The organism is Clostridium collagenovorans DSM 3089, assembly GCF_900130005.1.
Classification (GTDB): Bacteria; Bacillota; Clostridia; order Clostridiales; family Clostridiaceae; genus Clostridium_D; species Clostridium_D collagenovorans.
In genome coordinates, this window is record NZ_FQXP01000003.1 from 302,893 (window position 1) to 317,977 (window position 15,085).

General features: G+C 30.4%; 14 protein-coding genes. 13 read left to right on the forward strand and 1 reads right to left on the reverse strand.

The genetic code is table 11. From position 1 onward, the window contains the following. Positions 1 to 47: 47 nt before the first annotated feature. Positions 48 to 1,271 carry a nucleotidyltransferase gene (locus tag BUA48_RS01480; RefSeq protein WP_072829359.1) on the reverse strand — a complete coding sequence of 408 codons (1,224 nt, stop codon included), beginning with the start codon at positions 1,269 to 1,271 and terminating at the stop codon, positions 48 to 50. 222 nt (positions 1,272 to 1,493) lie between these two features. Between BUA48_RS01480 and pta the strand changes: the two genes are divergently transcribed. The 13 genes from pta (at position 1,494) to rpsP (ending at position 15,081) form a co-directional block, all read left to right on the forward strand. Then, positions 1,494 to 2,492 carry a phosphate acetyltransferase gene (gene pta / locus BUA48_RS01485; RefSeq protein ID WP_072829361.1) on the forward strand — a complete coding sequence of 333 codons (999 nt, stop codon included), beginning with the start codon at positions 1,494 to 1,496 and terminating at the stop codon, positions 2,490 to 2,492. Positions 2,493 to 2,561: 69 nt separating this feature from the next. After that, positions 2,562 to 3,752 (forward strand): acetate/propionate family kinase, encoded by a 1,191-nt coding sequence (locus tag BUA48_RS01490; protein WP_072829363.1) that lies wholly within the window; start codon positions 2,562 to 2,564, stop codon positions 3,750 to 3,752. 213 nt (positions 3,753 to 3,965) lie between these two features. Then, positions 3,966 to 4,484, forward strand: a complete 519-nt coding sequence (locus BUA48_RS01495; protein WP_072829365.1) for a YceD family protein — start codon at positions 3,966 to 3,968, stop codon at positions 4,482 to 4,484. A 50-nt stretch (positions 4,485 to 4,534) separates the two neighbouring features. Continuing rightward, complete coding sequence (rpmF, locus tag BUA48_RS01500; protein ID WP_072829367.1) at positions 4,535 to 4,717, forward strand: 50S ribosomal protein L32; 183 nt, start codon at positions 4,535 to 4,537, stop codon at positions 4,715 to 4,717. Between the two features lie 102 nt (positions 4,718 to 4,819). After that, positions 4,820 to 5,842 (forward strand): phosphate acyltransferase PlsX, encoded by a 1,023-nt coding sequence (gene plsX, locus BUA48_RS01505; protein ID WP_072829369.1) that lies wholly within the window; start codon positions 4,820 to 4,822, stop codon positions 5,840 to 5,842. 180 nt (positions 5,843 to 6,022) lie between these two features. After that, a complete protein-coding gene (gene acpP / locus BUA48_RS01510) occupies positions 6,023 to 6,256 on the forward strand; it encodes an acyl carrier protein (protein ID WP_072829371.1) in 234 nt (77 codons plus the stop codon). 58 nt (positions 6,257 to 6,314) lie between these two features. After that, positions 6,315 to 7,019 carry a ribonuclease III gene (gene rnc, locus BUA48_RS01515; protein WP_072829373.1) on the forward strand — a complete coding sequence of 235 codons (705 nt, stop codon included), beginning with the start codon at positions 6,315 to 6,317 and terminating at the stop codon, positions 7,017 to 7,019. After that, a complete protein-coding gene (locus BUA48_RS01520) occupies positions 7,012 to 8,097 on the forward strand; it encodes an elongator complex protein 3 (RefSeq protein ID WP_072829375.1) in 1,086 nt (361 codons plus the stop codon). Before rnc ends, BUA48_RS01520 begins: the two co-directional genes overlap by 8 nt. A gap of 211 nt (positions 8,098 to 8,308) precedes the next feature. Further along, positions 8,309 to 11,884, forward strand: coding sequence for a chromosome segregation protein SMC (gene smc, locus BUA48_RS01525; RefSeq protein ID WP_072829377.1), 3,576 nt, complete (start codon positions 8,309 to 8,311; stop codon positions 11,882 to 11,884). 2 nt (positions 11,885 to 11,886) lie between these two features. Next, positions 11,887 to 12,801 (forward strand): signal recognition particle-docking protein FtsY, encoded by a 915-nt coding sequence (gene ftsY / locus BUA48_RS01530; RefSeq protein WP_072829379.1) that lies wholly within the window; start codon positions 11,887 to 11,889, stop codon positions 12,799 to 12,801. A 262-nt stretch (positions 12,802 to 13,063) separates the two neighbouring features. Further along, positions 13,064 to 13,411 carry a putative DNA-binding protein gene (locus BUA48_RS01535; protein ID WP_072829381.1) on the forward strand — a complete coding sequence of 116 codons (348 nt, stop codon included), beginning with the start codon at positions 13,064 to 13,066 and terminating at the stop codon, positions 13,409 to 13,411. 9 nt (positions 13,412 to 13,420) lie between these two features. Then, on the forward strand, positions 13,421 to 14,776 hold the full coding sequence (gene ffh / locus BUA48_RS01540) for a signal recognition particle protein (RefSeq protein ID WP_072829383.1): 1,356 nt from the start codon (positions 13,421 to 13,423) through the stop codon (positions 14,774 to 14,776). Positions 14,777 to 14,835: 59 nt separating this feature from the next. After that, positions 14,836 to 15,081, forward strand: coding sequence for a 30S ribosomal protein S16 (gene rpsP / locus BUA48_RS01545; protein WP_072829385.1), 246 nt, complete (start codon positions 14,836 to 14,838; stop codon positions 15,079 to 15,081). Positions 15,082 to 15,085 lie beyond the last annotated feature (4 nt).

Below are 15,085 nucleotides of genomic sequence, written 5' to 3' on the forward strand. Positions count from 1 at the left end.
GTAAGTGTTTATAAACTATTTATATTTGCAATTTATATCTTTAATACCTAAATTTTAAGGATCATAGGTTTTTTTAGGTAATCATCCTTTGAGGAAATGGAGGTATTTAATAAACTATATGCTTTTGTGCATTGTATATCTAAGTCAAGGATTTCATTAGACTCCTTAGGTAGTTTAGTATATACAGGTATAGAGGAAGTACTTTTTAAGGTTCTTAATATTTCTTGTCCTTTAGTAGTAAAACCTAGAACTCTAGCATAAGGACAAGGAGTTCTTCTTAAGGTATCTATATTATACTTTTCAAAGCCTATGAAGTATTGACAAAGAATTCTAGATATTCTCGTCATTGCATAACGTTTACTTTTTATATTCCCTAAAATATCTTCATAATTTATTAAGGATTCTAAGGTCTTTATGATTTTATTATCTAGACCCTCAGAAGCTTCAGGAATAGTTGATAAGCAGCTATGCTTACTGCAAAGAGCCTTAAATCTAAGATAAGGAACCATGGCATCTGGATACACAAAATTATCATAGGATTTAAGTTTATAAAAAACATTATCAGGCACAGTATCTTTTAAAACTTCAATGGAAGTATTGTCTTTCAAAGAATTTCTTATGGCTGTTGCACTGGAAAATATGTTATTTAAGTTCTGAGAGTTATATGTTCCACCTTCTCTTTTAATGGTAACTGGAGTTATGGAGGAAGCTAAGTTTAAAAGGCTCTTACAATATTCAATAGCTAAAATATTATTAGAGGAATTTAAAATTTCTGATATATTGTCTTTTTTAGTAATAGTATCACTAAGTAATTCTTTAAAATAGTATTCTAAGGCATTGTTTCTAGCTACTGCATAAGAATATCCCAAATCTAAGTTATTTTTTAGCTGGATAAGATATTCTTTTGGTTCTTTTATTAAAACTTCACTTATGGAATTTAAAAAATTAACATCGCCAAGTTCACTTCCAAAGGATATGTTGTCTATTACTCCTAAAGAATTTAATAAACTTATAGCCCCAAAGGAAAAAAACTCAGCTGAGGATATGGCATATATAGAAGGAAGCTCTAAAACCAAATCAACTCCATTTCCTAAGGCAAGATCTGCTCTAGTCCATTTATCCATAATAGAGGGAAGACCTCTTTGAACAAAATTTCCACTCATTACACAAACAATTGCATCGCAATTTGTTAATTCTTTAGTTTTATCTATATGGTATTTATGACCTTTGTGAAAAGGATTATACTCAGAAATAATACCGCAAATTTTCAAAAAAAATCACTCCTAAATAAAAATGTTATTTAGGATATTATACAATAAAATTTTAAATTTAAATCTCATTTTATTAAAAAATAAATTATTAGAAAATTATTAATTTACAAATTGGCATAGAAATTTTAATTTTTTCCTTGAAATTTGTGGGGTAAAAAGGGTATATTATATAATGTATGTATGTGACTTTGTTAAGTATCCTTTTGAAAGGGGAAATGAATTATGGAATTTATGAACAAAGTAAGGGAAATGGCTAAGGAAGATATTAGAAGAATAGTTCTTCCAGAAGGCGATGAAGAAAGAACTCTAAAAGCAAGTGAGATAATTAAAAAACAAGGTTTAGCACATGTAATATTAGTAGGACCAGAGTCTGCTATTAAAGAAAATGCTAAAAATTTATCTGTAAACCTTGAAGGTATAGAGATTGTAGATCCAGAAACATCAGAAAAAACTCAAGAATATTCTAATGCTTTCTATGAATTAAGAAAGAAAAAAGGAATGACAGAGGAAAAAGCTCTTCAAACAATTAAAGATCCAATGTACTATGGTGCTATGATGGTTAAATGTGGAGATGCAGATGGTATGGTATCAGGCGCTGTTCACCCAACTGGAGATTTACTAAGAGCAGGACTTCAAACTGTTAAAACAGCTCCAGGAATAAGCGTTGTTTCAAGCTTCTTCTTAATGCAAGTACCAGACTGTACATATGGTGAAGATGGTTTCTTACTATTCTCAGACTGTGCGGTAAACCCAAATCCAACTGCTGAACAATTGGCTTCTATAGCTATTTCAACTGCTGAAAATGCTAAAAATTTATGTAAGATAGAGCCAAGAGTTGCTATGTTATCATTCTCAACTATGGGAAGTGCTAGCCATGAGTTAGTTGACAAAGTTAAAGAAGCTACAAGAATAGCTAAGGAACAAAGACCTGATTTAATGATTGATGGAGAATTACAATTAGATGCTGCTATAGTTGATAAGGTAGCTTCATTAAAAGCTCCAAATAGTAAAGTTGCAGGTAAAGCAAATGTTCTTATATTCCCAGACCTTCAAGCAGGTAATATAGGATACAAATTAGTTCAAAGATTTGCAAAGGCTGAAGCAGTAGGTCCAGTATGCCAAGGATTTGCAAAACCAATCAACGACTTATCAAGAGGATGTAGCGTTGAAGATATAGTTAATGTTGTTGCATTAACAGCAGTTCAAGCTCAAAATAACTAATTTATAGTTATTAATATATAATATACGCAGTCTCTACTAAGAGACGTAAAAGTTTTAGGAGGAAAAATCATGAAGATTTTAGTAATCAACTGTGGTAGTTCTTCATTAAAATATCAATTAATCGATATGCAAAATGAAGAAGCTTTAGCAATAGGACTTGTAGAGAGAATAGGTATAGAAGGATCTATATTAACTCAAAAAGCTAATGGAGAAAAATATGTAATCGAAACTCCAATGAAAGATCACCAAGTTGCTATAGAATTAGTTTTGGATGCTCTTAAAGATGAGAAGCACGGAGTAATTAAGAGCATGGATGAAATTTCAGCTGTAGGACACAGAGTTGTTCACGGTGGAGAAAAATACGCTCATTCAGTAGTAGTTACTGATGAAGTAATGAAAAACTTAGAAGAGTGTGCAAAACTTGCTCCATTACACAACCCAGCAAACATAATTGGTATCAATGCTTGTAAAGCACTTATGCCAAGTACACCAATGGTTGTTGTATTTGATACAGCATTCCACCAAACAATGCCAGAAAGTGCATATATATATGCTTTACCATACGAAGCTTACACTGAGCATAGCGTAAGAAGATATGGTATGCACGGAACTTCTCACAAGTATGTATCTGATAAAGTTGCAGAAGTTATGGGTAAAAACATAGAAGACTTAAAAATCATCACTTGTCACTTAGGAAATGGTGCAAGTTTAACAGCTGTTAAAAATGGTAAATCAGTTGATACATCAATGGGATTCACACCACTTGAAGGTTTAGTAATGGGTACTAGATGTGGAGATATCGATCCAGCTATCGTTCCTTACTTAATGAAAGAAATGAATATATCAGCTGCTGAAGTTGATACATTAATGAACAAAAAATCAGGTGTATTAGGAATTTCAGGTGTAAGCTCAGACTTCAGAGATATCGAAGGTGCAGCTAAAGAAGGAAACCACAGAGCGGCATTAGCTTTAGATGTATTCCACTATAGAGTAAAACAATACATAGGTGCTTATTCAGCAGCTATGAATGGTGTAGATGTAATAGTATTTACAGCTGGTTTAGGAGAAAACTCAATTGCTTCTAGAGCAGAAATCTGCAAAGATATGGAATACTTAGGAGTTAAATTAGATGAAGAAAGAAATAACGTTAGAGGAAAGATTGCAGAAATAAGTGCAGCTGATTCTAAGGTTAAAGTATTTGTAATTCCTACAAACGAAGAGTTAATGATAGCTAGAGATACTAAAGAACTAGCTTTCTAATTACCATATAAATAATATTTTGGGATTTTGGGCAGAATTTCTGCCCAAAATTTTTTAAACCAAGAAAATATCCTTGACTTTTTTTTATATTATTTATATAATAACTCATGTACGTTGTAAGGTATAAAGGATTTTTACTTGACAGTATAAAGATAATGATTTATCTTATATATTAAGGTTAAATTTTTAATATTAAAAAAGAGGTAGTTATACATGAAAATTGATATCACAGAACTACTTAAAAAACAACGTGGTACATATGAAGTTCATAATATAATTGAAGATTATAATGGGACTTATATAGGTAAGGATATTAAGTTTTTATCACCTTTAGAATTAAAGGGAACCTTTACTAAGGTAGGGGATAGCATTAATTTTAAAGGAAACGTAAAAGCTGATTTATTATTAAATTGTTCAAGATGTTTAGAAGAATTCACTTATAATTTGGATTTAGAATTAGAAGAGGATTTCTGTAAAAAACAGCAAGAACAAGAGGAAGCAATGATTTTAGAAGGAAATACTGTTGATTTTGAAGAGATAGTATTGAACGCTATAGATTTTGCTCTCCCAATTAAAAAATTGTGTAAAGAGGATTGTAAGGGTATTTGTTTCAGTTGTGGAACAAATTTAAATACAAAAACTTGTTTATGCAATAATGATGACGATGAATCAGAAGATGAATTCATCGACCCAAGATTTGCTAAATTAAAGAATTTATTTAAGGACAAATAAATTCTTAAATGATTCATAATTTACTTATACGCTTTTAAGGAGGTGTTACAATGGCTCATCCAAAGAGAAAAACTTCAAAAGGTAGAAGAGATCAAAGAAGAGCTCAAAACTTTAAGTTAAGCATGCCAGGTATAGTTGAGTGCCCTCAATGCCATGAAATGAAATTAGCTCATAGAGTATGTAAAAGCTGTGGATACTACAAAAATACAGAAGTTGTTTCAACTGAGAAATAGTAAAGAAAGTCGAAAGACTTTCTTTTATTTTTGTATTTATAATGGAAAAAATAACAAAACTAATATATAATAAAGAATATTGCTTAGATTGGAGGAGAGAAAATGAAAGTAGTAGTAGATGGAATGGGCGGAGATAATGCACCATATGCTATTGTAGAGGGCGCAGTTCAAGCTCAAAAGGAATATGGCATAGAAATAGTCATTACAGGTCCAGAAGACCTTATACAGAAGGAATTAGATAAATACGACTATGATAAATCTAAAATAAGTATATTACATGCATCGGAAGTTATTGGAACTAATGAACATCCGGCAATGGCAATTAGAAGAAAAAAAGACTCAAGTATAAATAAAGCCTTGAATCTTGTTAAAAATGGAGAAGCAGACGCTATTATATCCGCAGGAAGCACAGGAGCCTTTCTAACAGGTGCAACTCTTATAATTGGGAGAATAAAAGGGGTTTTAAGACCAGCTTTAGCACCTATAATGCCAGGAAAGAATGGTCCTTTTATGTTAATTGATTGTGGTGCCAATGTTGATTGTAAGCCAAAGAATTTAGAGCAATTTGCTTTAATGGGAAAAGCTTACTTTGAAACTGTAATGCAAGTAAATAATCCAAGTGTTGGACTTATAAATATAGGATCTGAAGAAGAAAAAGGAAATGAACTTACTAAGGAAGCTCACAAGTTATTAAAGGAAGCACCTATTAATTTTGCTGGAAACGTGGAGCCAAGGGATATTCCATTAGGAAATGTAAATGTTCTTGTTTGTGACGGTTTCGTTGGTAATACAGTTCTTAAAACTATTGAGGGTGTAGCAGGAAATATATTTTCTGTTTTAAAAGAAGAAATATATTCTAGTTTTAAGACAAAAATTGGAGGAATGCTTTTAAAATCTGTTTTTTCCAAGTTTAAAAAGGACTATGATTACAAAGAATATGGTGGAGCAGGATTTTTAGGAGTAAAATCTATATGTGTAAAGGCTCATGGAAGTTCTGATGCTAAAGCTTTAAAAAATGCCATAAGACAAGCAAAAGTGTTTTATGACAATAGAGTAATTGAGACAATAACAGAGTACATTGAAAACAGTATTGCAGATAATGATGAAAATATAAAAGCAGAATAATTTGATAAATAAGAATAAATTAATAGTGGTTCAATATAATATAAATATCAGATAGTATTTATTTAAATAAAAAATTAAAAATATATAAAATAATACTTGAAGAAATATGATAAAACTATTAATATTTATTTATAAAAGAAATTATGAATATTTTATAAGAAGTTTTTTGGAGGCGAATTTATGGTATTTGAAAGAGTAAAAGCTATAATAGTTGAACACTTAAGTGTGAATGAGGATGAAGTTACATTAGATGCTTCATTTGTGGATGATTTAGGAGCAGACTCATTAGACGTTGTTGAATTTATCATGGCTTTAGAAGAAGAATTCGATATGGAAATCCCTGATGAGGCGGCAGAGAAAGTTGCTACAGTTGGAGATGTTATTGAATACATAAAAACACGTGTAGAAGAATAATTTAGTCCCGCTTTAAGCGGGATTTTTTAAATAACAAATCTATAAAAGGAGTAGAATCATGCAAAAACAAAATAATACTGTGGAGCTATTAGAACAGGTTCTAGGTATAAAGTTTACTAACAAGTCTATTTTGAAAGTGGCTCTTACCCATAGTTCTTTTGCAAACCAAAAGAAAAAGGTAGAATATAATGAAAGGCTAGAGTATTTAGGAGATGCAGTGTTAGAACTTATAATAACAGAGCATTTATTTAAAAATTGTAGTGACAAGTCTGAGGGTGCTTTAACTAAGATAAGATCTTTAATTGTTTGTGAAAATTCTCTTTATGAAATAGCACAAAATTTATATTTAGGAAAATACATGCTTATGAGCAAAGGGGAAGAGCTTACGGGTGGAAGAGAAAGAAGTTCTATTTTAGCAGATTGTGTTGAAGCTGTTATAGCTGCAATATATTTAGATAAAGGACTTGAGGTTGCTAGAAAGTTTATAATAGATAATTTTCAAGATATAATAGAAAGAGCTATTGATAATAAAATTATATTGGACTATAAAACTAAGCTACAAGAAGTTATACAAAGCAAAGGCGAGGTTTCTATTAATTACAATATGTTAAAGTCAGAGGGTCCGGCTCATAGACCAACCTTTGAAGTTCAATTAGTTATCGATGGAGAAAATCAGTCGCAAGGTATAGGCTCTAGTAAGAAGGAAGCAGAACAAAATGCTGCTAAAAATATGCTTACAAAGATGGAGATGAAGTATGAATAAGAAACATTACATAATTCCTATATTTGTTCCTCATGAAGGATGTCCACATAACTGTGTATTTTGTAACCAAGATAGCATAACAGGTACTTCTGGTGATAATGTAGATGAACATTATGTTAGAAATACTATAGAGGAATATTTACATACCATAGAAGGCAATAAACATCCCGCATCAATTATAGAGGTTTCTTTCTTTGGTGGGACTTTTACAGCTATTGACATAGAAAAACAAAGAAAATTGCTTCAAGTTGCAAAGGAATATAAGGACAGAGGCAAGATACATAATATTAGGTTATCAACTAGACCGGATGCAATAGATATTTTAATTTTAGAGCATCTTAAAAAATACTCTGTGGATATAATTGAATTAGGAGTACAAAGTTTAGATGATGAAGTGTTGATTAAATCTGGAAGAGGACATAATGCTGAGCAAGTAGAAATTGCTTCTAAATTAATAAAGAGTTATGGCATTACATTAGGCCATCAAATAATGTTAGGGCTTCCTGGTGATAATTTTGAGAAGGATATAGAAACAACTAAAAAAGTTATTAGCATGAAACCCCATATATGTAGAATTTACCCTGCATTAACGGTAAAAAATACACCTATGGAAAAGATGTATTTAGATGGTACATATATTCCGTATTCCCTAGAATATGCTGTTGAAATAAGTAAGGTCATATATGGAATGCTAGAAGCTGAGGATATAAAGGTTATTAGATTAGGTCTACAGACTACAGAAGAAATAGATGAAGGTGCAGAAATTATAGCAGGGCCTTTCCATCAAGCCTTTAGGGAACTAGTAGAGGGGAATATTTTAATAGATATGATCGAAAGTATTATAAAAGATAAAAAAGGAATTAAGGAAATTGTTATAGAAATAAATACAAGAGATGTATCTAAACTTTATGCTAAGAGAAAATTCTTTTTTAATAAGTTAAAAGAAAAATATAATACTGTAAATTTTAAAGTTACTCAATCTCAAGATGTAGAAAGAAAGAATCTTAAGATACTAGTAAATAATGAGATATATAGTATCAATGAAAAAAGTTATTTAAAGGGCTTGTATTTAAAATAATACAGGCCTCTTTAATAGTATAAAAGTAAGTATTTAAATTGAAATTTTAGGACAAGTAATATAAACTTGTTTTATATAGTTAGTTTAGGAGTGGTTGTTATGAAAAGAAAACAAAGAGAAAAATTAACCAGAATTTTGGCTATTGCAATATTAGTGATATTTCTAGCAGTTACATTTTTATCGATATTATAGTTAAGTAGGTGACTTAAGTATGTTTCTTAAATCATTAGAGGTGAGAGGTTTTAAATCTTTTGCCGATAAAACGGAATTACAATTTAAAAATGGAATTACTGCTGTAATTGGACCTAATGGTAGTGGTAAAAGTAATGTTACTGATGCTGTAAGATGGGTTTTAGGTGAGCAAAGTATTAAAAATCTAAGAGGAGCAAAAATGGAAGATGTAATTTTTGCGGGTACTCAATTTAGAAAGCCAGTAGGTCTAGCTCAAGTATCTATAACCTTAAACAATGAAGATAAAGCATTAGATATAGATTATTCTGATGTTAAAGTAACAAGAAGACTTTATAGATCAGGAGAAAGTGAATATTACATAAATAATAATAAGTGTAGATTAAAAGATATACAGGAATTATTTATGGATACTGGTATAGGAAAAGAAGGTTATTCACTTATTGGACAAGGAAAAATTGAAGCTGTATTAAGTGGAAGACCTGAAGAAAGAAGAGGGCTTTTAGAGGAAGCTGCTGGAATTGTTAAGTTTAAAAGCAGAAAAGAAGAAGCAGAAAAGAAGCTTGGCAATACAGAACAGAATTTAATAAGAATTAATGATATCATTGGAACTTATGAGGAAAGATTAGAGCCTTTGAGAATAGAGATGGAAAAGGCAAAGGAGTTCTTAACTTTATCAGAGGAACTTAAGGTTAAAGAAATTAATTCTATCATAGAGAAAATCAAGGATTTTGATAGTAAATCTGAAAAAATTAAAGAAGATATTGAAAAAGTAAACAAGGACATTGAGAATAACTTAGGTGTGAAAAATGACTTTAAAGATAAAAGTCAATATTGGAATGATCAATTAGAAAAGTATGAAGAAGAAAATAAAGAGAATCAGGAATCATACTATTCAAATAAGGCTCTGAAACAAGAAAAGGAATCAGAAATTAAGGTTTTAGAGGAAAAAATTAATAACATAAAAAGCTTTATTTCAAATAGTCAAAGGTCAATGGAAGAGCTTACGGCTAAGTATGAACTTACTTCAGAGCTAAAGGCAAAGGAAGAGAAGGCTCTTATAGAACTAGGTAAGGAAAAAGATGAGCTAGTAAGCAAGATAACGGAGCTTGAAGGCTTAATACAAGACATGGAGAGTTCTGTTAAAAATGAAAATGCCGAACTTCAAAGATTGAAATTAGAAGAGATAAATATAAATAATTCAATATTAGAGAAAAATAATATTGTTATGAATCTTAATAGAGATATTGAATCTTTAGATAAAGATATTGAGAACTTAAAAGCAGAGTGTGAAGGTTACGAAGGTAATTTAAAAATTAATAGTAGTACAGAAGTAGCGCTTGTAACAGAGAAAAAAGAAGTTAAGCAAAGAATTGAAAGTTATGAAAAAGAAACAGAAGAAAATAAAAAGCAGTTATCTAAGTGGAGAGCTAAGTTAAGTAATGTTGAGAGAACTCATAAGGAACTTACAAATAGCTTAAATAAGATTGAAGCTAATAAAACAGTGTTAATAAATCTTGAAAAGCAATTTGAGGGTTATACAAGAGCTATTAAGGTTTTGATGACCCATGTTAGTAATGGAAGTGTTAAGGGGCTAAAGGATAAGTGTTACATTCTAGGAGAAGTTATAGAGGTTAATAAAGAGTATGAAATTGCTATAGAAATAGCTTTGGGTGCTGGAATTTCAAATGTAATAACTTCAAGTTCTGAGGATGCTAAGATTTTAATTAATCACTTAAAACGAAACAATATAGGAAGGGGAACTTTCTTACCTTTAGATATAATAAGAGGTAAAAAGTTAACTATAAGCAATGAGCTTAGAAGTTACAATGGATTTATAGGTGTTGCTAGTGAATTAGTTTCTTATAGTAGTAAATTCTCTAAGGCTATTGAATATGCCTTAGGAAATATAGCTATAGTTAAAACTATGGATGATGCTTTATATATAGCTAAAAAAACTAATAGTAGCTTTAGAATTGTTACTTTAGAGGGAGAGGTTGTTAATCCTGGAGGATCTTTAACAGGAGGAAACACTTTTCATAAATCTACAAGCATCATAAGTAGAAAAAGAGAAATCAAAGAATTAGAGGAAAAACACAGTGAAACTCTAAGCAGGTTGAAGGAAGCAACTTCCGATATAGCAACTCTTAGTAAAAGCATTGGAGAACTGGATGATCATAATTTAAACTTAAAAGATAATATACACTATGAGAACATAGAGTTAACTAAAATTGAATCTAGGATCAATGTTATATTAGAGGAAAATAAAAAGATTATAGCTTCTTTAGAGGTAAAACAAAGTTTATTGAATAAGCTTACTTCAGGTTTGGAAAATAATAAAGAAAGATTAATCAGTGAAGAAAGCACATTAGAAAACTTAAAGGAAAGATATAAAGAAGTTATTTCTGGCATGAAGATTCTTGAAGAAAGGGTTAAGGGTATATTAGAAAAGGTTAATAATAATAAAGAGGACTTAACAGATTATAAAATAAACAAAGCTAAGTTGGATGAGGTATTATTAGCTAAAAGTAAAGAAATTGAAAGAATAAGTAGGGAATCTTTAGAGTGCAAGGAAAAATTAAATTCTATAGTAAAAGAAGTTGAGAGTAGCTCTATATCAGAAAAAGAGTTCATTACTAATATAGATAAAGCTAAAAAAGCTATAGAGGACATAGATTTAGAACTTGAAAACTTAGAAGAGGCTATAAAGAATGTAGAAATAGAAAAGATAAAAATTAAAGAATTCATAAGAAATCATGGGGATAAATTAGAAGAGTTATCTAATGTGATTGGAAAGTTTGATAAAGAATTAAACAAGCAGCTTATGTTACTTACAAAGTTAGAAGCGGAAAGAGAAGCTTATTATAGTAAATTGAATGAGGATTTCAGTTTAACTTATGCTGAAGCTTTAGAATATAAGATTGAAAACTTGGAAATTAATAAGTTAAGAGCTGAAATTAATGAAATTAAAAATAAAATTTCAGATATGGGCTTGGTTAATGTAGGTGCTATTGAAGAGTATAAAGAAATAAAAGAAAAATATACTTTTATGAGCACTGAAAGAGAAGATTTATTAAAAGCCAAGCAAGAAATTGAAGAAGTTATTGAAGAGATAACTGTAAAAATGAAAGAAGTATTCAGAGAGAATTTTGAAATATTGAATATTAACTTTGATGAAACTTTTAAAGAGTTATTTAAAGGGGGAAGTGCTAGTTTAATATTAGGTGAAGGTGATGAATTAACAGGTAAGATTGATATAAATGTTCAACCACCAGGAAAGAAACTTCAAAATATAAACTTAATGTCCGGTGGTGAGAAGGTTTTATCAGCTATTGCCTTGCTTTTTGCTATATTAAAAATGAAGCCTACTCCATTCTGTATACTAGATGAGATTGAAGCTGCTTTAGATGACGCTAACATTTCAAGATATGCAGAGTTTTTAAGGCAATTTTCTGATAGAACTCAATTTATAGTTATAACTCATAGAAAGGGTACTATGTCTGTTAGTGATGTTTTATATGGAGTTACTATGGAAGAAAAGGGAATATCAAAAATTGTTTCTGTAGATTTAGCAAGTGAAATGGTAAAGGAGAGTTAAAGATGTTTGGTAAGTTTTTTGAAAAATTAAAAGATGGTCTATCAAAAACAAGAGATAATTTAACTGATAAAATTAATGAGGTTTTAAATTTAGCTGTTGCAATAGACGATGATTTATATGAAGAATTAGAAGAAATTTTAATTACAGCCGATGTAGGAGTAGAAACTACAATGGATATAATTGAAAGATTAAGAGTTAAAATAAGAAAAGAAAAGATAAATGAAGTTAGTGAAGTTAAGCCTTGCTTAAAATCAGTAATAGCAGAAATGATGGAAGATGAAGAAGAAGAGTCAGCTGTATGTGAGGATGTACCAGAGGTGATTTTAGTTATAGGAGTAAATGGAGTTGGAAAGACAACATCTATAGGTAAAATAGCTTCTAGATTAAAAAATGAAAATAAAAAGGTATTATTAGCTGCTGCTGATACTTTTAGAGCTGCTGCTATTGATCAGTTAGAGGTCTGGAGTAATAGAGCAGGTGTTGATTTAATAAAACATCAAGAGGGAGCAGATCCTGCAGCGGTTGTTTTTGATGCTATACAAGCAGCCAAGGCTAGAAAAGCTGATGTCTTAATATGTGATACTGCTGGAAGACTTCATAATAAGAAAAACTTAATGGATGAACTTTCTAAAATTAATAGAATAATAGAAAGAGAGTATTCAGAGGCTAAGAAACAAACTTTATTAGTTTTAGACTCAACAACAGGACAAAATGCTGTTCAGCAAGCTAAACAGTTTATGGAAGTGAGTAAAATTGATGGAATAGTTTTAACTAAATTAGATGGTACTGCTAAGGGTGGTATAGTTATATCAATTAAAAATCAGCTTGGAATACCTGTTAAGTTTGTAGGTGTTGGTGAGGGAGTTGATGATTTACAAGAATTTAACTCTAATGATTATGCAGAAGCGCTTCTGTAGTTGAAAAATTATAAGGATATATATTTTGGTAAATAAACTAAGTATATCGATATAGTTGCATAAGTATATACTAAGGATTAATAAATATATAGCAATAGGTTATCAATATTTTAGAATATATATTATAGAGTAAAGAAGTCTTTCCAAGTGGATTTAGACTTCTTTATTTTAAGAAATAAAAAAAATAAAAAAGTGTTAAGTAAAAATACTTGACATATAAAAAATCTTTTGTTAAGATGTAATCTGTAAGTAAGGTGATGTTATGGATAAGAGAATAGAAATATCAATTTTATTAGATATTTATGGAGTATTACTTACAGAAAAGCAAAGAGATATTATGGATTTATATTTCAATAATGATTTATCATTAGCAGAGATTTCTGAGAATACTAATACAAGTAGGCAGGCTATTCACGATCTTATAAAAAGATGTGAAAGACTATTATCAGAATATGAATCCAAGCTATGCTTGATGAAAAGAAATACTGAGTTACATAGGATGAAAAAGTCAGTAGATGAGCATTTAGATAAATTATTAGAAAAAGATTTAGATATAGATAGTAAAGATAGAATTAATAATATAAGATACTTGATAAATGATTTAAACTAGGAGGGTCTTATGGTATTCGAAGGTTTATCCTCAAAATTACAGGATACAATTAAAAAGTTAAAGGGTAAGGGAAAACTTACTGAAAAAGATATAAAAGAAGCCATGAGAGAAGTAAAGCTTGCATTATTGGAGGCTGACGTTAACTTTAAAGTTGTTAAAGACTTTGTTAAGGTAGTTAGTGAAAAATGTATGGGCTCAGAAGTATTAGAGAGTCTTACTCCAGGTCAGCAAGTCATTAAAATAGTTAATGATGAGTTAACTCGTTTGATGGGAGAAACTGAAAGCAAATTAGAATTCTCTCCTAAGGGAATGACTGTTATTATGTTAGCAGGTCTTCAAGGTGCTGGTAAAACTACAATGTGTGGTAAATTAGCATTGAATCTTAGAAAGGCTAATAAAAAACCTCTATTAGTAGCATGTGACGTTTATAGACCAGCAGCTGTAAAACAATTGCAAGTTGTTGGAAAACAAATAGATGTTCCTGTATTCACAATGGGAGATAAGGTAAGTCCAGTGGATATTTCAAAGGCTGCTATAGAATATGCTAAAAACAACGGTCAAAACGTTGTTATAATAGATACAGCAGGTAGACTTCATATTGATGAAACTTTAATGGATGAATTAAAACACATTAAAGAAGAAGTGGTACCAGATGAAATATTACTAGTAGTTGACTCTATGACAGGGCAAGATGCTGTTAATGTTTCAAAAACTTTCAATGAAGCTTTAGATGTTACGGGAGTTATCTTAACTAAGTTAGATGGTGACACTAGAGGGGGAGCAGCACTTTCAATTAAGGCTATGACTGGCAAACCAATTAAGTTTGTTGGTTTAGGTGAGAAAATGAGTGATTTAGAAAGCTTCCACCCAGATAGAATGGCATCAAGAATACTTGGTATGGGAGATGTACTTTCTTTAATAGAAAAAGCTCAAGCAGCTATTGATGAAAAAGAGGCTTTAGAGTTAGGAAATAAAATGTTAAACAATGATTTTAACTTTGAGGATTTCTTAACTACAATGAATCAAATGAAGAAATTAGGGCCATTAAATAAATTAGTTGAAATGGTTCCAGGTGTAAATTCTAAGCAATTAGAGGGCATAGATTTGTCAGAGGGAGAAAAAGAAATGGTTAAAAAAGAAGCCATGATTAACTCTATGACAGCTAAGGAAAGAAGAAATCCAAATCTAGTTGCGTCTTCATCAAGTAGAAAGAAAAGAATTGCCAAAGGTTCAGGCACAACTGTTCAACAGGTAAATAAATTCTTAAAAGAATTTGAAATGATGAGGAAGATGATGAAGCAGATGAAAGGCATCCAAAAGGGTGGTAAAAAAGGTTTATTAGGAAAACTACCTTTCAAGTTTTAGTAAAAGGTTAATTATATTTTAAGATATAGTTAGAAGAAATAAAAGGAGGTGAATTTTAAATGGCAGTTAAAATGAGATTAAAAAGAATGGGTGCTAAGAAAGCTCCTTTTTATAGAATTGTTATAGCTGATTCAAGATGTCCAAGAGATGGTAGATTTATCGAGGAGATTGGTTACTACAATCCATTAACTGAGCCTGTAACTGTAAAAATCGACGAGGCTAAAGCAACAGAATGGTTAAACAATGGTGCACAACCTTCAGATACAGTTAAGAGACTTTTAAACAACGCTGGTCTTTGTAAATAATGAT

Coding starts and splice junctions, on each gene's coding strand:
- pta (WP_072829361.1), top strand. CDS start 1,494: ATGGAATTTATGAACAAAGTAAGGGAAATGGCTAAGGAAGATATTAGA.
- BUA48_RS01490 (WP_072829363.1), top strand. CDS start 2,562: ATGAAGATTTTAGTAATCAACTGTGGTAGTTCTTCATTAAAATATCAA.
- BUA48_RS01495 (WP_072829365.1), top strand. CDS start 3,966: ATGAAAATTGATATCACAGAACTACTTAAAAAACAACGTGGTACATAT.
- rpmF (WP_072829367.1), top strand. CDS start 4,535: ATGGCTCATCCAAAGAGAAAAACTTCAAAAGGTAGAAGAGATCAAAGA.
- plsX (WP_072829369.1), top strand. CDS start 4,820: ATGAAAGTAGTAGTAGATGGAATGGGCGGAGATAATGCACCATATGCT.
- acpP (WP_072829371.1), top strand. CDS start 6,023: ATGGTATTTGAAAGAGTAAAAGCTATAATAGTTGAACACTTAAGTGTG.
- rnc (WP_072829373.1), top strand. CDS start 6,315: ATGCAAAAACAAAATAATACTGTGGAGCTATTAGAACAGGTTCTAGGT.
- BUA48_RS01520 (WP_072829375.1), top strand. CDS start 7,012: ATGAATAAGAAACATTACATAATTCCTATATTTGTTCCTCATGAAGGA.
- smc (WP_072829377.1), top strand. CDS start 8,309: ATGTTTCTTAAATCATTAGAGGTGAGAGGTTTTAAATCTTTTGCCGAT.
- ftsY (WP_072829379.1), top strand. CDS start 11,887: ATGTTTGGTAAGTTTTTTGAAAAATTAAAAGATGGTCTATCAAAAACA.
- BUA48_RS01535 (WP_072829381.1), top strand. CDS start 13,064: ATGGATAAGAGAATAGAAATATCAATTTTATTAGATATTTATGGAGTA.
- ffh (WP_072829383.1), top strand. CDS start 13,421: ATGGTATTCGAAGGTTTATCCTCAAAATTACAGGATACAATTAAAAAG.
- rpsP (WP_072829385.1), top strand. CDS start 14,836: ATGGCAGTTAAAATGAGATTAAAAAGAATGGGTGCTAAGAAAGCTCCT.